Annotated in this window: 13 protein-coding genes, 2 tRNA genes and 2 pseudogenes; 12 read left to right on the top strand and 5 right to left on the bottom strand. The window is 39.1% G+C overall.

Features of this window, described 5'->3' with window-relative positions; translation table 11 throughout:
- Positions 1 to 78 precede the first annotated feature (78 nt).
- The gene (locus Q8M41_RS05570; RefSeq protein WP_305364263.1) at positions 79 to 693 is read right to left on the bottom strand and encodes a porin family protein; all 615 of its coding nucleotides are present in this window, start codon (positions 691 to 693) and stop codon (positions 79 to 81) included.
- 125 nt (positions 694 to 818) lie between these two features.
- Here Q8M41_RS05570 and Q8M41_RS05575 point away from each other — a divergent pair, with 125 nt between their 5' ends.
- On the top strand, positions 819 to 1034 hold the full coding sequence (locus Q8M41_RS05575; RefSeq protein ID WP_305364264.1) for a hypothetical protein: 216 nt from the start codon (positions 819 to 821) through the stop codon (positions 1032 to 1034).
- Positions 1035 to 1121: 87 nt separating this feature from the next.
- Positions 1122 to 2852: a S41 family peptidase gene (locus Q8M41_RS05580; RefSeq protein WP_305364265.1), complete on the top strand. Its 1731-nt coding sequence runs from the start codon at positions 1122 to 1124 to the stop codon at positions 2850 to 2852.
- A gap of 59 nt (positions 2853 to 2911) precedes the next feature.
- Here the strand turns inward: Q8M41_RS05580 and Q8M41_RS05585 are convergent, their stop codons facing one another.
- Entirely contained in the window at positions 2912 to 4957 is a 2046-nt protein-coding gene (locus tag Q8M41_RS05585; RefSeq protein ID WP_305364276.1) for a prolyl oligopeptidase family protein, read from the bottom strand.
- 223 nt (positions 4958 to 5180) lie between these two features.
- Between Q8M41_RS05585 and Q8M41_RS05590 the strand changes: the two genes are divergently transcribed.
- The 5 genes and pseudogenes from Q8M41_RS05590 to Q8M41_RS18190 all read left to right on the top strand — a co-directional run.
- Positions 5181 to 5933, top strand: a complete 753-nt coding sequence (locus tag Q8M41_RS05590; RefSeq protein ID WP_305364266.1) for a UDP-2,3-diacylglucosamine diphosphatase — start codon at positions 5181 to 5183, stop codon at positions 5931 to 5933.
- 119 nt (positions 5934 to 6052) lie between these two features.
- On the top strand, positions 6053 to 7126 hold the full coding sequence (prfA, locus tag Q8M41_RS05595) for a peptide chain release factor 1 (RefSeq protein ID WP_305364267.1): 1074 nt from the start codon (positions 6053 to 6055) through the stop codon (positions 7124 to 7126).
- Positions 7127 to 7301: 175 nt separating this feature from the next.
- Positions 7302 to 7374, top strand: a tRNA-Lys gene (locus Q8M41_RS05600).
- Between the two features lie 176 nt (positions 7375 to 7550).
- Positions 7551 to 7624 (top strand) — tRNA-Asp (locus Q8M41_RS05605).
- Between the two features lie 310 nt (positions 7625 to 7934).
- Positions 7935 to 8060: pseudogene (locus Q8M41_RS18190) on the top strand (Arm DNA-binding domain-containing protein); the annotation flags it as partial.
- 53 nt (positions 8061 to 8113) lie between these two features.
- Here the strand turns inward: Q8M41_RS18190 and Q8M41_RS05610 are convergent.
- Together Q8M41_RS05610 and Q8M41_RS05615 are read right to left on the bottom strand one after the other, a co-directional pair.
- Positions 8114 to 8428 (bottom strand): hypothetical protein, encoded by a 315-nt coding sequence (locus Q8M41_RS05610; RefSeq protein WP_305364268.1) that lies wholly within the window; start codon positions 8426 to 8428, stop codon positions 8114 to 8116.
- Positions 8429 to 8604: 176 nt separating this feature from the next.
- Positions 8605 to 10041: an ATP-binding protein gene (locus Q8M41_RS05615; RefSeq protein WP_305364269.1), complete on the bottom strand. Its 1437-nt coding sequence runs from the start codon at positions 10039 to 10041 to the stop codon at positions 8605 to 8607.
- A gap of 320 nt (positions 10042 to 10361) precedes the next feature.
- Between Q8M41_RS05615 and Q8M41_RS05620 the strand changes: the two genes are divergently transcribed.
- Genes Q8M41_RS05620 through Q8M41_RS05640 form a run of 5 tightly spaced genes read left to right on the top strand, consistent with a single transcriptional unit; the run spans position 10362 to position 21938 of the window.
- Positions 10362 to 13193 carry a hypothetical protein gene (locus tag Q8M41_RS05620; RefSeq protein WP_305364270.1) on the top strand — a complete coding sequence of 944 codons (2832 nt, stop codon included), beginning with the start codon at positions 10362 to 10364 and terminating at the stop codon, positions 13191 to 13193.
- Positions 13194 to 13198: 5 nt separating this feature from the next.
- Positions 13199 to 19309: a DEAD/DEAH box helicase gene (locus tag Q8M41_RS05625; RefSeq protein WP_305364271.1), complete on the top strand. Its 6111-nt coding sequence runs from the start codon at positions 13199 to 13201 to the stop codon at positions 19307 to 19309.
- Entirely contained in the window at positions 19306 to 20382 is a 1077-nt protein-coding gene (locus Q8M41_RS05630; protein WP_305364272.1) for a PD-(D/E)XK nuclease family protein, read from the top strand. The genes Q8M41_RS05625 and Q8M41_RS05630 overlap by 4 nt, the downstream gene beginning before the upstream one ends.
- A complete protein-coding gene (locus Q8M41_RS05635; RefSeq protein ID WP_305364273.1) occupies positions 20372 to 21505 on the top strand; it encodes a DNA cytosine methyltransferase in 1134 nt (377 codons plus the stop codon). The genes Q8M41_RS05630 and Q8M41_RS05635 overlap by 11 nt, the downstream gene beginning before the upstream one ends.
- Before the next feature lie 4 nt (positions 21506 to 21509).
- A complete protein-coding gene (locus Q8M41_RS05640; RefSeq protein ID WP_305364274.1) occupies positions 21510 to 21938 on the top strand; it encodes a very short patch repair endonuclease in 429 nt (142 codons plus the stop codon).
- A gap of 91 nt (positions 21939 to 22029) precedes the next feature.
- On the opposite strand, the pseudogene Q8M41_RS05645 reads toward Q8M41_RS05640, so the two are convergent.
- Positions 22030 to 22156, bottom strand: a pseudogene (locus Q8M41_RS05645) (IS630 family transposase); the annotation flags it as partial.

Raw genomic sequence — 22156 nt, forward strand, 5'->3', positions numbered from 1 at the left:
CAGAAAATAGCCCGGGAACTAATTCTTCTGTATGGTTTTCTATACAATACAATAATTGCAAGAAAGTATTAAATTTTGTTAAAGTAGTTTGATCCCCAAACTCAGGTGGAATAAATTTTGCTTCTGGCTATATTTTTCACTCTGACTGACATTGCTTAGTCCGGCTTCATAACGTAGGTCAAGTGTCAGATTACCCAGGTCAACACCTGTTCCGGCTTGGAGTCCGAGGGTCTGTTTCTTGTAATTTCCAAAATCACTTACACCCTGATATGCTGTAGCGAAAGTGGTGTTTTCATCAATAATGAATGATACTACCGGGCCGGCCATAAAACGAAGATTCAGTTTATTGGGGCCAATTTTAGTTCCAAGTAAAAGAGGGAGATCGAGGGTAGTAAATTTTACCTTACCCTTCGCTGTGATATCGGTTCCACCATTGTCTTCTATCCTGATGAATTCATTTCCCTTACTGCCCAAATATAACTCCGGCTGAAAATAAATTCCTGCAGCACCAATTCTTGAAAATATTCCTGCCTGATAACCCATAATACTGTTTTCATCAGTAAGGTCATTCTTTGTTTTTAGTGAAGAGTAATTTACGCCACCCTTAATTCCAAAAGCAAATGATGGCAATTGTGCCATTGCCGTCATACCTGATATGAACAAAAGGAATGCAGCTAGTATGATTTTTTTCATAATATTAAATTTGTGGTACAAGCTTATAACGTCAATATTTATTCCAAATTATTTAGCTTATATCATTTAAGCGAATTAGCTTGAAATTTGTCACTATAAACTTTAATTTTGTACAAATTTAAACCATGGCAGAGATTAGCATAAGTAATTCAGATTGGGATCGTTTGAAGTTAAAGGTAAAACGAAAATATAATAATCTTAGCGAAGAGGATCTGGCATACCAGCAGGGTCAGGAAGAAGAGCTAATCACCAGACTGATGAGCAGATTAAAGCGTGATCGTGAGTATATTGTGTTTACGCTTAAAAAGGGGATGTTACATCTCGATACAAACCGTTTATAAGCAGATTCCTCCTTATTTTCTGTAAATCCATTTCCCCTAAATAAAAAAGGAAGGATTTTTGTATCTTTAATTATCATAATTATAAGTATGAAGAATCCTGTCAATTCTGGGTCCGCAAGATCAAAATTCAAGAAAGCATTATTACCCGGCGTAGTAATCATTTCAATTTTTTCATTTTCTTTCGTTGAAGATCTTTTTCAGGTGTCCAAGAACCTGGACATATTTGCTGCCATTTATAAACAATTGAGCATCAATTATGTAGATGATGTCAACTCTTCGGAGATGATGAAGAATGGCATCGATGCCATGCTTGAAGAACTGGATCCTTACACTGAATATATACCAGAATCAGACATTGAAGACTATAAACTAAAATATGTCAGTACGCAGTATGGGGGGATTGGAGCTACCATTTCGAACAGGGATGGAAAGGTTATAGTAGCAGAGCCATATGCAGGTTTCCCGGCACAAAAGGCAGATATCCGTGCCGGAGATGAATTTCTTGAGATAAATGGTGTTTCTTTGAAAGGGAAGACCAACGAACAGGTAAGTTCTATGCTTAAGGGTTCAAAGGGCACCCCTGTTAAGCTTCGTATTCAACGTCCGGGAATGCCAAAGTCAATGGAACTGAACCTTACCCGCGAAGAGATCAGACAAAATAATGTACCCTATTATGGCATGCTTGCAAATAATGTCGGTTATATCAAACTGGATAAATTTCTTGAAAATTCAGCTCAGGAGGTAAAAGATGCCTTAGCAGAACTCAAAAAGCACAATATCAACGGCTTGGTACTGGATCTTCGTTTCAATGGTGGTGGCATTCTTCAGGAAGCGGTTAAAATAGTGAATCTCTTTGTTGATAAAGGGGTTACAGTAGTGATTCAAAAAGGACGGAATCGTGAAAAGTCAATCACTTATAACACATTCAGTACACCACTTGAGCCTAATCTGCCCCTTGTTGTTCTGATCAATAATCGTTCAGCATCGGCATCAGAGATTGTTGCCGGATCGTTGCAGGATCTCGACCGGGCGGTTGTTATCGGGCAGCGTAGTTTTGGGAAGGGCCTGGTACAACAAACATTTAACCTGCCATACAACAGCCTTGTAAAAGTTACCGTTGCCAAATATTATACCCCATCAGGCCGGTGTATTCAGGCTCTTGATTATACTCACCGCGATACAGATGGTATGGTTGTGAAGGTAGCCGATTCGCTCATCACCGAGTATAAAACCAAATCAGGAAGATCGGTGTATGATGGTAGCGGAATTTTTCCTGATGTTTTTGTAAAGCCAATGAGGTATAGCCTGATAACCCAGACTCTGGCCTCAAGGTATCACATCTTTGATTACGCAACGCAATACCGTAACCTGAAAACAAGTATTAGTGATGCCAAAAACTTCAGGCTTAGTGATGCTGAATACAACGATTTTATAGCTTTTCTTTCAAAACGGGACTATAATTATGATACCAGGGTTGAAAAGCTATTGAATGAATTGCGTGATGAGGCTGAGAAAGAGAATAAAATCGGAGATCTGAAGCCGGAATTCGACGCACTTAAAGCGAAAGTATCACACAGTAAGAAAAATGATTTGGTATTGTTCAAAGATGAAATCAGAAAGGTTCTTGAAAGCGAAATAGTATCAAGATATTATTTTGAAAAAGGCAGGCTTGAACAAAATTTCAAATATGATAATGAGCTGAATGAGGCTCAGAAGGTTTTATCTGATAAATCAGTTCTGGCTTCTATCCTAAATGGCGAAGGAACCTATAAATCTATTGGAAAGCCGGGAGAGGATTACTCTGCTAACCTAAAGTAGTTATCTGTTACTTGTTATCAGTTACCGGTTGCTGATATCAGACAACCGATAACAGACAACTATTCTATGAAAGTCAGTCCCATATTATAGAGCATAAATGCCCATTTATCAGCCTGTTCTTCAATAATTTTTGTAGTAGGTTTACCGGCTCCGTGGCCAGCATTAGTTTCGATCCTGATTAGTGCAGGACTCTCTCCTTTGTGATATTCCTGTAATCTTGCTGCGAATTTAAATGAATGGGCAGGAACAACACGATCATCATGATCTGCTGTTGTGATCAATGTTGCAGGGTATGAGATTCCGGGTTTCAATGCATGATAAGGGGAGTATTTCAAAATATACTCAAACATTTCTTTCGAATCTTCTGCTGTTCCGTAATCATATGCCCATCCTGCCCCGGCAGTAAATTTATTATACCGTAGCATATCAAGTACTCCAACAGCCGGCAGGGCGACTTTAAAAAGTTCAGGACGCTGACTCATAACAGCTCCCACAAGGAGTCCGCCATTCGATCCGCCTGATACTGCCAGAAAATCTTTTGAGGTATATTTATTACTGATCAGGTATTCTGCTGCCGCTATGAAATCATCAAACACATTTTGTTTGTTCATTTTTGTACCGGCTATGTGCCATTTCTCACCATATTCCCCTCCTCCCCGAAGGTTAGGTACAGCATAGATTCCACCTTGTTCAAGCAATATGATGTTAGAAGTGCTGAATGCCGGTGTCAGGCTGACACTGAATCCTCCATAGCCGTATAGTATGGTTGGATTCTTTCCATTTAGTTCAATTCCCTTTTTATGAGTGATAATCATGGGGATTTTAGTTCCATCCTTTGAGGTATAGAAAACTTGTTTTGATATGAAATTTGATGGGTCAAATTTCACTCCTGATTTCTTGTATTCAATAGATTGCCCGTTTGCAATAATGTATTTGAAGATCGTTGGCGGGTAGATGTAAGATGTGAACGTATAATATAGCTCTTTCTCGGATTTTTTAGCATAAAAGCCGCTTGCTGAACCAACACCAGGGAGAGTAACTGTGCGTTCCAGATTTCCATCCATGTCATATTGCATAACCAGTGAAGTTGCATCTTTCAGGTAGTTGGCGAAGATTTTTCCTCCTGCTGTGCTGATACTAAGTACGTTATCGGTTTCAGGTATCAGATCCTTCCAGTTTTCAGGACCCGGATTGGATACATCAACTATGACTACTTTGTAGTTTGGTGCATTCAGATTAGTGAAAATATACAGCTTGCTGCCCTGATTGTCAATAATACTATGATCGCCCTTAAAATTGTTTACAACATTAATGATCGGGCTTCCGGGTTTTGAAAGATCCTGAAAATATAATTCATTTCCCGTGGTTGATTCAGCAGCAGTAATAACCAGAAAGCGCTCATCTTCAGTCACACCAGCACCAATATATCTTCGTGGGCTTTGTTCACCTCCAAAGACTAGTCTGTCCTCTTTTTGCGAACTTCCAATTCGATGAAAGTATAATTTATGAAACTGCGTTAAACCTGAAAGCTGACTTCCTTCTATAGGTTTGTCATAACTGCTGTAATAGAATCCTTCATTCCCTTTCCAGGCAAGACCTGAAAATTTAACATCAATCAGGGTATCTCCAATAATTGTATGGTCATTAGTGTTGAGAATAATTACTTTTCTCCAGTCTGAGCCCCCTTCAGAAATCTGGTAGGCTGCCATACTCCCATCTTTAGTGAATTCTATCCCGGCGAGCGACGTAGTAGCATCTTTGGAGAATGTATTTGGATCCAGAAATACTTCAGGCTTGGTCTTATCCTTTTGTCTGTAAAGCACATACTGGTTCTGTAGTCCATCGTTTTTGTAGAAATAAGTATAGTCACCTTCCTTAAAAGGGGCGGTATACTTTTCATAATTCCAGAGTGTTTCAAGGCGGGTTTTAATGGCCGACCTGAATGGAATCCGGTTCAGATAATTCTGAGTTACCTTATTTTCTGCTTCTACCCAGGCTTTGGTTTCTGCCGAACGATCGTCTTCAAGCCATCGGTAAGGGTCATTTATAGTGTTGCCAAAATAGGTATCTGCAATATCGATTTTATTAGTTTTAGGATAGGCCATTTTATTGGTATTGGGGCTTGTATGCTGTGCAATTCCGAAAAGGGGGTCAATCAGCAGTGCGGCTGCCATGACAAAATGTTGAACAGGCTTCATGATAATTGGTTTTTATGAATTCAAAAATACGAGAAGCTGAGTAATATATGGTCAATTACCCGTCAATTGTTTTCTCAAGAAGGAATGCAAGCAGGATTTCAGAGAATAAAAATTATGTACTTTTGAAATCATGTCAGCCAGCAAAATATATTTCGCCTCCGACTTTCATTTTGGGGTTCCCGATCATTCTTTAAGCCGTGAACGTGAAGATCTTGTCGTTAGCTGGCTCGAAGAGATCCGGACAGATGCCGCTGAGATCTATCTTATCGGTGATATATTTGATTTCTGGTTTGAGTATGCAACAGTGATTCCAAAAGGCTTTATCCGCTTTCAGGGAAAGCTTGCTGAACTCGCTGATTCAGGGATAAAGATTACCTTGTTTAAGGGCAATCATGATATGTGGATGTTCGATTATTTTGTAAAAGAACTGGGGGTTCAGATCATTTCTGATGAGCTTGTTCTTGAGCGAAACGGGAAGAAGTTTTATTTGCATCATGGCGACGGACTTGGTCCGGGGGATGCTAAATACAAAATCCTCAAAAAGATTTTCAGAAGTGGGTTTTGCCAATGGCTTTTTGCGCGCATTCACCCAAATCTTGGGGTTGGAATTGCGGGAAAATGGTCAATGCATAGTCGCTTGCAAAATAATCAGAAAGAGGAGTTTACCGATCTTGATAAAGAATGGCTTGTTTCTTATTCCAAAGATTTATTGCTTAAGGAACATTATGATTTTCTGATATTTGGGCACAGGCATTTACCACTTGATGTTCAATTGGGGGATAGCCGTTATATCAACCTGGGTGAATGGATGAACTTTAATTCTTATGCCGTTTTTGATGGTGAGAATCTGGAGCTTCGCTACTTTAAAAAATATGAAGACTAGTATCAGTAAAGCAATTCCCTTATTATCCTTCTGCTAAATTTCCAAAAAAGCCGTATTTTTGTAGCCTTATTGAAAAAAGCTTTTTAATTGGGCTTTCAATAGGTTTTTCAAAGAACAGGATGTTACAAAAACTAGAATATATAAAGGAGCGCTGGCAGGAAGTTGAGCGTGAGCTGAGCAATCCGGCAACGATGGGCGACATGAAGCGCTTTGCCCAGCTTAATAAGGAATATAAAGATCTGACTAAGATCGTTGATGAGTATAAGATTTACAGCAATGTGATCAGCAATATCGAGTCGAATAAAGAACTTCTTTCGAACGAGAAGGATGATGAATTGCGTGAAATGGCTAAAATGGAGCTGGATGAGCTGATTCCTCAACAGGAGCAACTGGAAGAAAAGATTCGTGTGATGCTCATACCTAAAGACCCTGAAGACAGTAAGAATGCAATTGTTGAGATTCGTGGAGGGACAGGTGGTGATGAGGCTGCTCTTTTCGCTGGCGACCTATACCGTATGTACACCCGTTATTGTGAGCGCAAGGGTTGGCGTATGGAGGTTGTAGATGTAACAGAGGGAACTGCAGGTGGTTATAAGGAAGTTGTTTTCAATGTTACTGGTGAAGATGCCTATGGACAGCTGAAATATGAATCGGGTGTTCATCGTGTGCAGCGTGTGCCTGATACCGAAACAGCAGGTCGTGTACATACTTCGGCTGCCTCGGTGGTAGTTTTGCCAGAAGCGGATGAGTTTGATGTGCAAATCAGCATGAATGATGTACGTAAGGATTTATTCTGTTCTTCCGGTCCGGGTGGGCAATCAGTAAATACGACTTATTCTGCAGTTCGTTTAACGCATATTCCTACCGGGATTGTAGCACAATGTCAGGATCAGAAGTCACAGTTAAAGAACTTTGATAAGGCATTTGCTGTTCTCAGGAGCAGGGTATATGAGCTTGAGCATGCAAAGATGCTGGAAGAGACCTCTAAGAAACGTAAAACAATGGTTTCTACCGGAGACCGTTCGGCTAAGATTCGTACCTATAATTATCCTCAGGGAAGGGTAACGGAGCATCGGATTGGCTTAACAATTTATAATCTTCCAAATGTGATGAATGGGGATGTTCAGGAAATAATCGATCAGTTACAGCTTGCAGAGAACGCTGAAAAGATGAAAGAGGGCTCAGTTGCCTGATGGTTTTCTGATGAAAGCAGGCTTTAAATCAACTGATTTTTATTGTTATTAATTGAATATTAGCAGTTTAGCCACAGATTGAAAATTAAGCTTTTTATTATTTGCACTATATAGGTTATTGCCGTATATTTGCCTCACTTTTAAGAAAAACGGTTTCCGCAGATCTAAAAAGGATGATTCCGTAGCTCAGCTGGTAGAGCATTACACTTTTAATGTAGTGGTCCTGGGTTCGAATCCCAGCGGGATCACATAGTAACGTGCGAAGCACGAGTAAATCAATTTCTCTGGGATGAGAAGTTTACCCTGGTGAAAATCAGGGAATCCCAGCGGGATCACAAAGTTACGTGCGCAGCACGAAAAAAATTGTATCTTTCCTGTGCTGACAGGAAATAGCTCTGAAAGCAAGGTATAATAAAGATAAAACGGACCGGTAGTTCAGCTGGTTAGAATGCCGCCCTGTCACGGCGGAGGTCGCGGGTTCGAGTCCCGTCCGGTCCGCTTTTTTAATGTTAAATGACACAAAAACCCTCAAATGATATGATTTGAGGGTTTTTTGTTTTCAGAGCATACCAAAACATTCATCTTTTCGCATAAAAAAGGTGAGTAATTCGGGAGTTCTTTTAGTCTAAAACCGAACTCCCGAATTAGCATGTAAGTAATTGATTTACAACCTGTTCAATGCTTGAACATCTTGATTTCAGGTGATTAAATAATCAAATTTGTTTCATTATTAATCATCATCATTATGAGAACTACGCTCAATTTGCTTTTCTCTCCAAGAAAACCAAAGAATTACCAATCAGGCGACATGCCAATTTACTTACGGATCACTGTAGATGGCCAACGCGTCGAAGTTGCGGTAAGCCGAAAATGTGATCCCAGTCGCTGGGATATCAGAATGGGACGAGCCACGGGCAACAAGGCCGATGCAAAAACCTTAAATGCTTTTCTGGATGGAATGCAGACTAAGATCCATGAGATCCACCGTCAAATTTTAGCTTTTACATCTGACGGATGGCTTGATTTAAAAGGGTCTTTTACCCGTAGCTGCTCTATACGATCGGAAACGATTTCCTGCACATGCTTGAAAAAGCTTTGTTCGTGTCCCTGTGGGTTGTTAGAGAGATAGTAATTTAGATGGTGCTGATAAAAAGCTTCAAACCGGCTTTCATCCAGCTTTATTAAACGATAAAGAAGGTGGTTATCTTCAAGCAGTTTGGACCAGAATAAGGGTCTGCCGATATCTAATGACTGAGGCGAAAAGTCAAATCGCTGGCGGTGTTTGAAATAGGTTGTCTTCATGGGCTGACATAATAATACTAAACTAAGGTTCACGATGATTGTTTGAATTTCCGCTTCCGACAATGAATCGTGGTTTAAAACTTATTGGCAGAAAACTCAAATTCCGGTAAATGTCCCTTTGCTACCTAAAGCTAAAAAGCTAATCAGACAGTATGAAGGGCTTTTATAGCCGTTTTTTACTGGTCAAACAACAGGCCCATTGTTGCCTCCTTTTGTACGAGCCCTGGATAGTTCTGACTATTCTTTACGCCAAAGGTGGTGATCATAGTTAAGAACAAGGCTTTTTTGGTTTTGGTCTGTTGTTGGAAGATCTTGAGTTTGCTTTCCAGTTCCTTGGCATAAGCTTTGGTGATCTCAAAATCATTTGCCGAAAACTTCATTTCGCAGATGTTTATACAGGAATCATTCCTGTCGATCAGCAGGTCGATCTGAGCGCCTTTGTCTGTCTTATCTTTTGGCTGATGTCTCCAGACCGAAACTTCGGCATAGACGTCACTGATGCCGATAGCTTTTTTGATCTGTGAGATGTGTTTCATGCAGACACTTTCAAACGCATTTCCACTCCAACTCGTCCAGGAATTTCCGGAAATGAAACGAAGCCAGGTTCCCACTCCGGTGGCTTTGCTCCCCTCCATAAATTTGAGATAGAACAACGAATATTCGTCGGTAAGTTTATACAGCGCATCTTTTTTGCTCTTGTTCAATGGGATGTAGGAGCTGATAAATCCCGATTCGGTAAGCTCTTCCAGTAACTGTGTTGTATGCCCTCCTGAACTGAGTTTGCATGTAGCAATGAGTTCTGTTCTTGTGAGGCCTTTCCCTTTTTTTGCCAGCGCCCGGACAATATCGATGTGGCTCTGTGCACTATCAAACAAAGAGTGGTACAGGTTTTTAAACTCATCCTGCAACAGACCCTCTTTGGTAAAGCAAAGTTTGTCTATGGCCTGTGTAGCGCTTTCTCCCGGTTCTACTTCTTTGAGATATTGCGGTATCCCTCCCATTACCATGTAAAGCTGCAGTACCTGGTATTTGTCAAGCTTGACTTTCCGGTGTTTCAGATATGCATCGGTTTCCCCCACGGTGAAGGGTAATAGACGGATTCTACGGGTCACCCTGTTGTGCAGCCCTCCACGATTGTTGAGGACCTTTTTAATCATCCAGGCCGCCGCAGAACCACAAATGACCACCACCAATTTCTTCTGTTTGGATGCCCAGCTGTTCCAGAAATTCTCAAAAGCGGAAAGGAACCCCGACCGTGGCGTGTCTATCCATGGAAATTCGTCGAAGAAGATGATCGTCCGTTCTTTTGATACGATAGGGTTCAGGTATTGCTTTAACAACTCAAAGGCTTTCAGCCAGCTTCCCGGCCGCGCTATAGGAAGTCCCCCGGCTGCAAACGTAAGCGCTAATGTGAAGCTTTCTAGTTGTTGTTCTAATGTAGCATGATGCATCCCCGAAAATTCAAACACCGGCATTTTACTAAACCCGTTTCTGATCAGGTAGGTTTTGCCAACCCTTCTGCGGCCGTAAACTGCTACTAGTTCTGCTTCACTGGATTTTTCTATTTTCTCCAGTGCCACTTTCTCTTCCAGCCTTCCTATAACTGTTTCCATACAAACATTTTAAAACAAAAATAATGAAACAATTTGAGATTTGGCGTGATATGACATTTTATATCACGCCAAATCTTTTGTTTTAGGTGTACTTTTGGCGTGATAGATGTTTTTATAATGCGCCAAATCTTATATTCAAGAACCTTGCTGTTCAGGCTTGGTCATGGTATTAGGATTTAAAAGTTCAATAACAATCTACAGCAGGTGGTTAAGTTCTTAGCAGGAAATATTTTACCCCGATACTGTTGGGTATCAATGCTTGACTCAACATTAAACTTTTTGTTTAAATTGTTCCCGCCTATTAACTGAATCCGTACTTAATGAAATACCTTGAGTGGAATAATTGTATTGCCGACTATTTCTTTACACCTGAAAAATCAGGGGATGATATTTGTTTATATATAACCAAAAAGGACGTTATATTAATAGGAAAAGGGAAGACTGAACTTCGAGTTAATGATGAAGAAATCTGGAGTGACTTTATAGCGGCTATTAAATCAGGTATGCCTGGCTCATCAAATTTACCAACACTTATTGATAAGGCGACCTATACATATGAGTTTTGGAAAAAGCCCAGACCTAAATTTATTGATGGCATCGCAGTAACTTCCCCTTTCTACATTGGATACTTAATCTTTTTTATAATTCCCCTCACTGAAGAGATCTTTGAACTTCACGCAAGAAATTACTATGGACGCCTTAGTGCATTTCTGAAAGCCAATTTAATAAATCAAAGGATAAATAGCCTTCAGGATTTAGAACCGCTGTGGAACGATTTGGAGGAGTGGTCCATTCTTACCATGAATGGAGACCTCGGATTTTTCTCATTAGGTAAGTATAGTGCAAATTATAAATATGTCGGGAAACCTTTTTCTCAATGCATTTTCTCGCCAGCTTCAATAAAAAGGCTTCCCGAATTATTTTTTGAATCGGGCATGATACCTAATTCATCATATTCAGACACGGAAATGCAACAATGCCTTTTGCGATACGGGCCTAGTAAACTTGGCTTGACTCATGCCGTTTTAGAACTTATCAAAAAGAGCGGCTCAAATGAGTTAGGTCAATCCATTATTCAACTGGTTAAAAGAGAATATTCAAAATGGACTGGAGAATCCCATGAATTCATTGAAAATGGCGCGATTGAAAAAAGAAAAAGAAGTTATACGATATCACCGCTATTATTACAATTTAAACTGTTTTCCAACAGGGGTCAAATACAATTTTCATTTCGAATGCATTCCTTCAATGATTACCCGGAAGATTTAAAATTTGGAGATATTGAAGTTTTGAACATTGGTAAAGGTTTTTCAAAAGTTTTTGATCTGCCGACAAAATCAAGTTTGGACCCGTTTGATTTGAAGGATGATTTCAACAAATGGATAGCCCGGTTTCCCAAAAAGGATGTCCGGCTGTTTATAAGCGCGGGCATTTATCAGTTAAGTGCCGACTACTGGATTGAGACAGAAACACTATCTAAAACTGATCGTATGTATTTGCTTTGCAGGAATGAGGTGAAAGAGAAAATCGAAAATTGGGGAGATCATTTTAAACAAGGAACATTTTCTCTGATCGATAATTTAGAAGGACTACCGGAGGATTATTCTCTTTTCAGCTTTCTAAATCCATCTATTAGCTTTGAAGGGATACCAGTCCTAACTATTTTATCCGGAAAAACAATCCAATTATTACGCGCCCTTAGAATAACACATAGAAGTTTTACAAATGATTTCTTACCTGACGTGGAAATCTCAAATTCAGATGGCAATGAAATTGTTTATATGCAATACCGCAACCATAACGAAAAAATATTCTTAGAAAAAAAGCAAACATCTAATAATCGTTGGGGATTGCCAGAAGAAATTGTCTCAAATGTTGATTTTCATATAAAAGTCGAGAATGAGCATTTTTCAGGAAACGACATAGCTTACTCGATAATATGCACTGATCATTCTGCTAGAAAAGTTGATGGTATTAATCTCCCCAAAAGAGATGCATTTGGTAGAAAATCGAGTAAGGAGTTGCAACAATACTCTATCGGCAGTAATACTATTGGCATCAATTTAAGACGGCAAGAGTCCTACAGACAATTTTTTATAAATATCTTTGAAGATACAAATGAAGATCTCACCGTCCCAAAATATATAAATCAGGAAGGTAACATCCTCTTGTCGTTTCTGACTTATAGAAATACGAGCTCAACGGAAGAATTTTACGAGGCCTTTGAATTTTTACACTCGAAAAATTTAGACGACAGAATACAAGAGTCCAATATAAATTATTCGAAGATTAAAAGGGGCGCACTAAATATGTATGATTATTTGGGCTACCTCGATTATGATTATGAATCAAAAGAAATTGTTGTAAATCCACCACAGCTAATCTTTATTCCTGCTGCAAAAGGCAGGCGGGTGTTATTGATTGGGGGACGCGATTCTGCATTTGTCAATACTATGTTAGAAATCGCACCCAAACATCACTTACAGGTTGAAATTACGAAACAATCATCCCTAAACCGGCATCTATTACTTCCTGATGCAATTACTGTCAAGGCTTATGGAGGTCGCTCCGAAAACTTTGGTGAAAGAAACATTAAAGCCTTTGCAGAAGAGTTAGGCATTAATTTCAACCCAAACGATCTAATACAAGTGGGTATGCAATTGTTTGCAGCCGACATAGATGAATATGAGCGAGATCTTATAGATAACAATGAAACAAACGAAGATGATTATGACTGGGCACGAAAAATTTTTAATCCAGCTAGCTTAACTTATGAAAGGAGTTCAGGGGAAACATTTGACAAATCCTTTTCATTGGTTGAATATAAATTAAATGAGTACACTTACTATAACAAGCTATGGAAGGATCAAAAATGCTACTTAATTGATAAAAATTGGGGAAAGTATTTAGCGCTTAAACACTTTAACAAACAAGTTATATTATATGATGTGAAAAAGCACAAGGTTGCTATTCCGTTTGAATTGCCGTTACCACGATTACTTGCTGAATCTATTATGCTGCTAAGCGGAATCGCGCCTGTCTACCTAAAAATAGATTCTAAAGCATATCGAATTTACGATAATATTCCCAGTCCATTTATTAAAAATTTGTTTGATAAGCTAAAGCAGACAACAATAGAATTTAATCTATAATCAGTATGAAAGATCCAATAGGTTCGTTTGAAATTATAAAAGAAAACTTCATACGGTATGTGGAAACCGCGTTTGGTACCAGGTTCGATGGTGTTGAACGTGAGCGGTATAATCTTCTTAATTATGATAAAGTCCTTTATCGTAAGCCTTGGATTGAGCCCTTACCCGATTATATTACAAGCGATAAGCGTATTGATGATTTAACCCTGGAAGATTTAGGCAATAAATTAAATATTCAAGAAGCAACTATTTTTAAGGCACTGGTAAAGACCGGATTATTCCCTGAAGACATAAAAATGCACTCTCATCAAGCAGAGATGTTGAGATTGGCGTTGGAAGGCAATAATTGCATTATCACTTCTGGAACCGGTTCAGGTAAGACAGAATCCTTTTTACTACCTCTGTTTGCGCAGCTTGCAAAAGAGCTTGTTGGTTGGCAACGTCCACATCCAAAACCCACAACAGTTAATATTTGGTGGAAAGAACGGGTACAAGGAGGACTTACAACTGCTCAAATTGTTGATACAGCAAACTTTACGCTGAGTGATGCCGCCAGGCAGCGCCAGCATGAAAAACGAAAATCAGGCGTAAGAGCGCTGATTCTTTATCCAATGAACGCTTTGGTTGAAGATCAAATGAGCAGGTTGAGAAAGGCTCTGGATTCGGATGATACAAGGCAGTGGCTAAATACGAATGCGAACGGCAACTCGATATATTTTGGCCGATATAATGGTAGTTCTCCTGTTGCCGGTGAATTGAAGAAGATAGTAGAGGACAGGACGGTAATCAATAAGAAAAAGGTTGATCGACTAACAGAAGTGCTACGACAAATTGAAAAGGCTTCAGACAAAGTTGAACAATATATACAAGCGGAGAATAAAACCGCAGCTGAGGCGAAGGAGTTAAAATCCTTTTTTCAACGTCTTGACGGCTCCGAAATGAGAACCCGGTTTGATATGCAAGTTGCACCTCCTGATATTCTCATTACAAACTATTCTATGCTGAGTATTATGTTAATGCGGGATGTTGACTCTGGAATTTTTGAAGAAACGAGACAATGGCTGGCTTGTGAAGACCTAATTGAAACAGAAAGACAGGATGCTAAAAGGAACAGGATATTCCACCTAATTATTGACGAATTACATTTATATAGAGGTACGCAGGGGACGGAAGTAGCCTATCTACTAAAACTTGTACTTAACCGTATAGGATTGGATCCCCATCATCCCCAGTTGCGCATTCTAGCATCTAGTGCATCGCTTGAAGTTGGCGACGAAGACAGCAAAAATTTTGTTTGTGACTTTTTTGGAATCAGTAAAGCACATTTTGATACAAAATTTAAATTAATTGAAGGCAAAAACAATCTTGTTGTCCCCTTTCCTGAAGGCGGAAAGAAACTTCCGGTTAGACCTTTTAAAGAAGTTGCAGAACAATTTTCACTAGCGAAAGGAAATATTTCAAATGCAAGCTTTATTGCAGCCTGCGAGGCCGCTGCTACAAATATTGGCATAGAATTCGGAATTGGACGACAAGGAAATGGACTTGAAAAACTGCTTTCCGTGATTACAGATCCAGCCCTTCAATTGAAAGAAAGATTGTACTCACCTTGTGCTGACTATAAAGCGGTTTGTTCAATAAAAGCAGCAGGGGATGATGCATCAGGAAAGTATTTTGCAGAAACAATTTTTGAACATACTCAGTTAAGAGAAGATTTGCAAAATGCCCTAAGAGGTCTCCTTATAACAAGAGCAATACTTGACGAACCTCAGTTTCAACTAATTGCTTCGGCAATTCCTAACGACCGAAAATTGCCAAGGTTCAGATTTCATTATTTTTTTAGAAATATAGAGGGAATCTGGGCATCCATAAAGGCAGATGACGTCAGCAGCACCACCTATCTGGATGGTGAACGAACAGCGGGGGAATTATTTTCCACTACAAGAATCACCTCCAGAAGCGGAAACAGGGTCTTAGAGCTACTTTATTGTGATAATTGCGGAACAACCCTATTTGGGGGAAGTAGATTGATTACTAGAAATGAATCAGGCAATCATTCTTTTGAATTGCTTCCAATCAGTCCCAACATCGAAGGAATACCCGAAAAAACACCTGCGAAACTGTTAGAAAAAAGAAGTTTTCAGGAATTTGCTGTCTTTTGGCCGATTGGCAACCAGGAATTTATCAGGCACGATCGAGAGCATGGTATTCCAGCGAATTATTGGAGGCAGACAACCGTCAATGGCCACAACCAAGGGGACTATGAAGCCAATTGGATTGAAGCGTCAATTAATTGCATTTCAGGTGATATTGACTTTACGCACGAAAAAGCAAACTCGGACACTAATTGGATAAAAGGATATTATTTTACAGTTACTCCAAATGGATCGGACAGGGATGTCGCTTTTCCTGATGCTAATGGAAATATTAATGATGTAGAAACGCACCGGGCTCTTCCAAATGTTTGCCCATGCTGTGGATTGAATAATCAAAAGCGAAGACAAGATACACCCAAAAGAAAATTCACACCCATTAGGGGCTTTAGAACAGGTTTTGCTAAAACGACACAGATATTCGCAAAGGAATTAATGTATCAATTGCCCGATAACGAAGCCCAACGAAAACTGGTTGTCTTTTCAGACAGCCGTGAAGATGCTGCCCAGGTCGCAAACGGCATCGAAAGAAACCATTTTACAGATTTGTTACGTGAAATTTTGGTTGACGAACTTCACACCAATTTGATGTTACGCTTCCATATCATAACGGCCTTGGATAGTAGTGATGAAGAGCGACAAATAGAACTTCGGGAAAAAGCGCCAATAATTTATGACGAGGTGGAAGATCTGTTTGACAAATCAAATTACCTTGGGCAAAATACAGTCAAGCAGCGCGAGAAAGAGGACGCATCTATTAGGTTAAACGAGTATCGTTCCTTGCTGATAAATGTGAGGGAATTGGTCCACATTACAAATTCAGTAAATCTCGCACCACTTATTAGAAAGTTTGTTGATCTAGGAATTAATCCAGGCGGTAATGATCTTTCGTTACAATCCAAACCATTAGCAGGCAGATTTGTCCCGTGGTATGAATTAATTGACTTTGACAGGGAGGAATGGAAAGCGGGCATTAGTGATGAGTTCATTGCAGAAATGAGGGACGGAACACTGACCAACCTAGCTTCTATGTTCTTTGGATCACTTTTTTATTCTTTTGAATCGTCAGCATTAGGTTATGTAAGCATCAATCCGGTTTTGCCGGTAATTACTGACCAAGCACGTGCGGTTGTACTTTCACCGGAGGTGTTTTTACAAATTGTCAATTCAACCATTCGAATTTTAGGAGATAAATACAAACATAATAAAGTCGACGACCCGAACCCTTTTAACCTCACGACATATAATGAACTCCCCGGCCAAGTAAAAAAATATATCCGCGCAGTCGCTCTCCGCTTTTCAAAACAAGAACATGAACTGGGAGATGCTGTGTTTACAACACTCAATACAGGCGGTTTATTGACCGGAGATACAGGAATTCAAGTTGAAAATCTCTTCATTAAAGTTGCAAGATCAACTGACTATGTTTGGACAAGTCCGCGCGCAAGCAGGCCACACCTGCATCTTAGCGGAGGCATTTGCACTTATTCAGTTACACCATTACAGACTGACAATGATGGCATTTGCGATGACATATGGGGAAATAATTATTTATCGTACAATGCTATAAAAGAGAAGCGACCGCCAATACGTTTACACTGTGAAGAATTAACTGGCCAGACGGACGACCAATTTGAGAGGCAAAGGCATTTCCGAAATATTATCCTTCCAGACGAGGGTGAAAGACAAGTAAAGGCAATTGATTTGTTAAGCGTAACGACTACTCTTGAAGTGGGCGTTGACATCGGGGCCTTGCAAGCGGTAATGTTGGGTAACATGCCTCCACAAAGGTTTAATTATCAGCAACGGGTCGGACGTGCGGGTCGCAGGGGTCAGGCTTACTCTGTAATATTAACTTTTTGCAGGGGTAGAAGTCATGATGAGTTCTATTTTTCAAATCCTCACAAGATAACAGGTGATTCGCCGCCAACTCCGTTCCTTACGATGAATCAGGAAAGGATCTTTAAACGTTTGCTTGCAAAGGAAATTTTCAGAAAGGCATACAAGTACGAGAACATTGACATTAGAAACGACGAAAAATCAAGTGTTCATGGTGAATTTGGAAGTATAGGCGACGTACAGGTAAATTGGCTTGAATACAAAGAACAAATTATCCATTGGATTAACAATAACGTTACCAAAATAGAAGAAACAGTTGACGCATTAATAACACCTGCTTTGCTGACTAAGAAGAATGATTTTGTTACCTGGATAACAGATACACGAGATATGAACGGCCTGATGGGAAAGGCCCAGAGTGTTATAAACAACGAGGAAATATCAACTACAGACGTGTCAGAAAAACTGGCAGAAGGCGGGGTATTGCCAATGTTCGGAATGCCCACCACAATAAGAAATCTATACCATGGCATTAAAAAAAATCTAGATCCACTTTCTATAGACAGAGCGCAATCAATGGCAATCTATGAGTTTGCTCCCGGCGCCCAAAAAACAAAGGACAAAGCAATACACCAAGTGATAGGTTTTACAAGCGACATAATAAGTACAAGAATACGTGGAATTGAGACTGTTACCAACGTAAGAACGGGCAATCAGCTTCCCTTCTCAATGAACCGCTGGTTTGTACGTTGCAGGGCGTGTGGCTTTTTTGAAACCTATTCAGAGGAAATGAAAATTGAATTGGATACCCAAAGTCAGTTTGACGATTGCCCCAATTGCGGTGAAGTTAATCCCGATAAATACCAAAGACCAGTAAAATTGAAATCTCCGAGAGCATATAGAACTAATCTTTCTATCGGTAGCGATTCAAAAGATGATTCAGAGTTTCTTTTGTCAAGACCACCAATTTTTGCAGAAAAGATAAATGATCCGGATAATCCAGATCAACATCAAATCATAAACAATGCTAACCTGACTATAAGTGACAAAGATGTTACTTGGAGGGTTAACACGAACTCTGATCGCTATTTCACGGGAAGACTTTACAGCACAAATAATAGATTCCCTTTTAACCAAGGTAATGGATATTGGTTTAATGAACAGTGGTTAGTCAATGATTTCGCCGTTAATTCTGAGTCAAACGGTTATTCAATGTTCGTTCAGAATGGCACAGTCGGTCAAGATGAAAATATTGCTTTGGCAGCCAATAAAAAGACCGAGATTTTTAGAATAGCACCTGCAAGCGTTTCCTTGGAATTGGACCTGAATATGTTTTCAAGGGAAACCGATCCACCGCATATTAAGGCACAATCTAACGGTGTGCGTTCAGGATATTATTCAGCAGCATTCTTATTTCAAAGGATTTTGGCAGATAAACTCGATGTTGATCCTGCGGAAATTGAAATTGCGGATATTTCTATGAAAACCCTTGACGATGGAACAGATCGGAAAATCGCTGAAATTATCTTAACAGATGAATTACCTAACGGCTCTGGGTTTGTGCGGTATTTATATAATAATTTTCAGAACATTCTTGCCGAAGCAATAAATCCGCCTGATGCAACTGACTATTTGGGTAAGATTCATACACAAACACATCAAGACAGGTGCAGTGATGCTTGCTACGATTGCCTGAAAGTTTACAGGAACATGAATTATCACAGTTTGTTGGACTGGAGATTAGGCTTAGCTATGATCAGAGTCATGAGCGACGCGAGTTATACATGCGGGGCAGACGGCAATTTCAGTCACTATATTGAACTGAATACTTGGCTTGAATTTGCGACTGAATTAAGAAACAGCTTCGCCCAGAGCTTTAGTTTTACAGATTTGGCTGAAATTAACCGATTACCTGTGATTACGTTCGGAAGAAATCAAGCAAATGTGATAATGATCGTTCATCCTTTCTGGGATTTAAGAAATATCCGCGAGGCAAATTGGTTGGCTGAAGTAAAAGCTGAAATTGATGAATATAGTAGTAGCAGAGGCGGTACTATCAGTATCATTGACACTTTCAATTTACATCGCAGGCCTGGATGGTGCTACGAAAAGTTAGTTAACAGATGATGAATAGAATTGGAAAAATAAATTACAGGCAAATCAACAGAATTTCCCCAAGCCAATTTTATTCCATGAAAAATTGTGCCTACAAATCCATTCTGGCAGAAGCTTTCGAGAAGAAACCTCTGTTGCCTATTTCACCAACCGCATATTTGGGAATAGTCATGCATAAAATGCTTGAGTTGATTTCAAAAGGCACAGTGTCTAGTGAAGAAGAATTTGATTTTCAATTTAATGAACAAGTAAAATTCCAGGAAGAAACTTTGAAACAGCTAGGTTACCCCTTCTTTGTTCCCCTTCAAAAGAACGTAAAGGATTTTGGAATGAAAAAGATTCTATTAAAGAAGCATTTGAAAAATCGTGTCATACGAACAGGGTCAGCTAGAAGTATCAAGATCGATTCTGAAAAATGGTTCGAATCAGCAGATAAATCAATCGGCGGGAAAATTGATCTGATAATCGAGGAAGGATTTGAGACAGAAATTATTGATTTCAAAACCGGAGGAATTACCCACGATGTATTAGACGACGAAGGGGATGTTTTTTCGAATATAAAAAATGAATACAAAGAACAGTTAAAATTATACGCTTACTTATATTTTGAAAAAACAGGCAAATATCCTGTCCGTTTGAGTTTGGTTGATTTGGCAAAACAAAAATTTACTGTTGACTTTACCAGCCATGAATGCAAGACAATTTTTGACGAGGCCAGGGAGTTATTAAAGGCAACCAATAATAGCATCAACAATTCAATATTCTCTGCTAATCCATCTGTTGAAAATTGCAAATACTGCCTCTATAGGCCGGCATGCAGCTATTTTTTAGAATATTTAAAGATAAATGACTCATTTAATGACATTTCTGGAAGAATATCAAAAGTGGTTAAGTATCTCAACGGGAATGTAACGGTATTCATTGATTTGCCGGAAAGGAGTATTTCGGTTATGGGTTTTATTGCAGAAAACCTCCAGTATTTTAATGAAAATATCAATAACACCATTGCTATTTTCAACGTGAAGAAAGAAGCCAGTGAGAATGTTTATTCAGTTACAAGGACTACAACAATTTATGATCAATAGTAAGATACCCATTTTATCATGTTTCTCGGGCGGTGGCTTTCTAGATATGGGATTTGAAATAGCCGGGTTCTCAATTGTTTGGACTAATGAGATTGAGCCATCATTTTCAACGTTCTATAGTGAGGGCATTACATCGTGGAAAAAAAATAAGGAAGCAATAAATAACGAAATTAAATGCACTATATCCAATAACTATTCAATAAAAGACGTAACACAGGAAACAGTAATCGATGAAGCCTTTGGCGGTGAAAAACCAGACGTTTTTGGAATGATTGGGGGACCTCCATGTCAGGATTTCAGTATTAATGGAAATCTCAATGGGTTTAAAGGAGATCGAGGATCATTGACTGATACATATTTATATAAAGTACTTGAATTACAACCGTCATTTTTTGTGATGGAAAATGTAACTGGCTTAATAAAGGTTAAAAAGCATGGCAAGCACTTTTTTGAGCTACTTAAAGCAATGGCAGACGATTATTTAATTGATTGGGATGTTTTAAATAGCTTGGAATTTGGAGTGCCTCAGTCTCGCGAAAGAATATTTGTTATTGGTCTCAATAAAAAACAATTTCAGTTGGATTCCATTAAGCTGAATATCAAAGGTCAATGGTTTCCATTTAGAGAAAATGCCATATATCAAAATCCACAGACTTATTACAAATGGCCGCAGCCAAACGCTTTTGGAAATTCGGTATCAAAATCAAATGATATTCCCTTGCAACTCTGTTTGGACTCTTGCCTAGTCCCGTACAACGAAGAGCAAAATATTCCGAATGCCGATGAATATTTTAATCTAACAGGTGACAAAGAAAGGTTCAAACAAATAAAAGAAGGTGAGACAAACCGCCCTTCATTTAAAAGACTTCACCGTTTTAAGTATAGTCCCACTGCTTGTTATGGTAACAATGAAGTGCATTTGCATCCCTACTATAATCGAAGACTATCCGTTAGAGAGGCATTGCGAATACAAGGGGTTGACGATTCATATGTATTATCTACAAAAGGCCAATTATCAAAAAAATTCAAAATGATAGGTAATGGAGTACCTGTTCCTTTGGCGGCAGCTGTAGCAAAGACCTTAAGAGATTTTATCAATAAATTAAAATTAATTACGGGTTAGATAAATGGATATCTGGTCAAAAGAAAAGCGTAGTGAGGTGATGAGTAAAATCCAATCAAAGAACACGAAACCGGAGATTTTACTAAGAAAGGCGCTTTTTGCAAAAGGGTACAGATATCGCATACACGGCAAATACCTGCCAGGAAAACCTGATATAATATTACCTAAATATAAAACAGCCATTTTCGTTCACGGTTGTTTCTGGCACTATCATAAGAATTGTAATGAAGGACGGGTTCCGAATACCAACTCTGCCTTTTGGCAGCAAAAACTTACCAAGAATATCGATCGCGATATTGTAAATCAGGTAAGTTTATTAAAACTTGGGTGGAAAGTTATCATTGTATGGGAATGTGAAATCGAAAAAAAGCTATCCTCTGTGATAATAGATATTGAAAGTCAATTAGCTGAAGATAAAATTACTGGAATTTAATTTAAATCTACTTGTGCTTTTTCTAAACTATATAGCGATCCTACTATTTGGGATTAATTCTAAAAATTAGTACCTTTATACTAGTGTTATGTTAATTCTCAATTGACGGATAAAGTCTTTTCAATTTCACTCGTGCTTCTTTATTTGTGAACTGCCAATTTATTTTACAGATTTTATTATTTCTTTGATTTTGCCAGGCACTAACTTGCGCGGCTATT

This window comes from Daejeonella sp. (genome assembly GCF_030684675.1).
Taxonomy (GTDB): domain Bacteria; phylum Bacteroidota; class Bacteroidia; order Sphingobacteriales; family Sphingobacteriaceae; genus Daejeonella.

Bases quoted from the DNA above. Each gene is read 5' to 3' on its own strand.
- Q8M41_RS05570 (WP_305364263.1), bottom strand. From the start codon at position 693: ATGAAAAAAATCATACTAGCTGCATTCCTTTTGTTCATATCAGGTATG.
- Q8M41_RS05575 (WP_305364264.1), top strand. From the start codon at position 819: ATGGCAGAGATTAGCATAAGTAATTCAGATTGGGATCGTTTGAAGTTA.
- Q8M41_RS05580 (WP_305364265.1), top strand. From the start codon at position 1,122: ATGAAGAATCCTGTCAATTCTGGGTCCGCAAGATCAAAATTCAAGAAA.
- Q8M41_RS05585 (WP_305364276.1), bottom strand. From the start codon at position 4,957: ATGGCCTATCCTAAAACTAATAAAATCGATATTGCAGATACCTATTTT.
- Q8M41_RS05590 (WP_305364266.1), top strand. From the start codon at position 5,181: ATGTCAGCCAGCAAAATATATTTCGCCTCCGACTTTCATTTTGGGGTT.
- prfA (WP_305364267.1), top strand. From the start codon at position 6,053: ATGTTACAAAAACTAGAATATATAAAGGAGCGCTGGCAGGAAGTTGAG.
- Q8M41_RS05610 (WP_305364268.1), bottom strand. From the start codon at position 8,428: ATGAAGACAACCTATTTCAAACACCGCCAGCGATTTGACTTTTCGCCT.
- Q8M41_RS05615 (WP_305364269.1), bottom strand. From the start codon at position 10,041: ATGGAAACAGTTATAGGAAGGCTGGAAGAGAAAGTGGCACTGGAGAAA.
- Q8M41_RS05620 (WP_305364270.1), top strand. From the start codon at position 10,362: ATGAAATACCTTGAGTGGAATAATTGTATTGCCGACTATTTCTTTACA.
- Q8M41_RS05625 (WP_305364271.1), top strand. From the start codon at position 13,199: ATGAAAGATCCAATAGGTTCGTTTGAAATTATAAAAGAAAACTTCATA.
- Q8M41_RS05630 (WP_305364272.1), top strand. From the start codon at position 19,306: ATGATGAATAGAATTGGAAAAATAAATTACAGGCAAATCAACAGAATT.
- Q8M41_RS05635 (WP_305364273.1), top strand. From the start codon at position 20,372: ATGATCAATAGTAAGATACCCATTTTATCATGTTTCTCGGGCGGTGGC.
- Q8M41_RS05640 (WP_305364274.1), top strand. From the start codon at position 21,510: ATGGATATCTGGTCAAAAGAAAAGCGTAGTGAGGTGATGAGTAAAATC.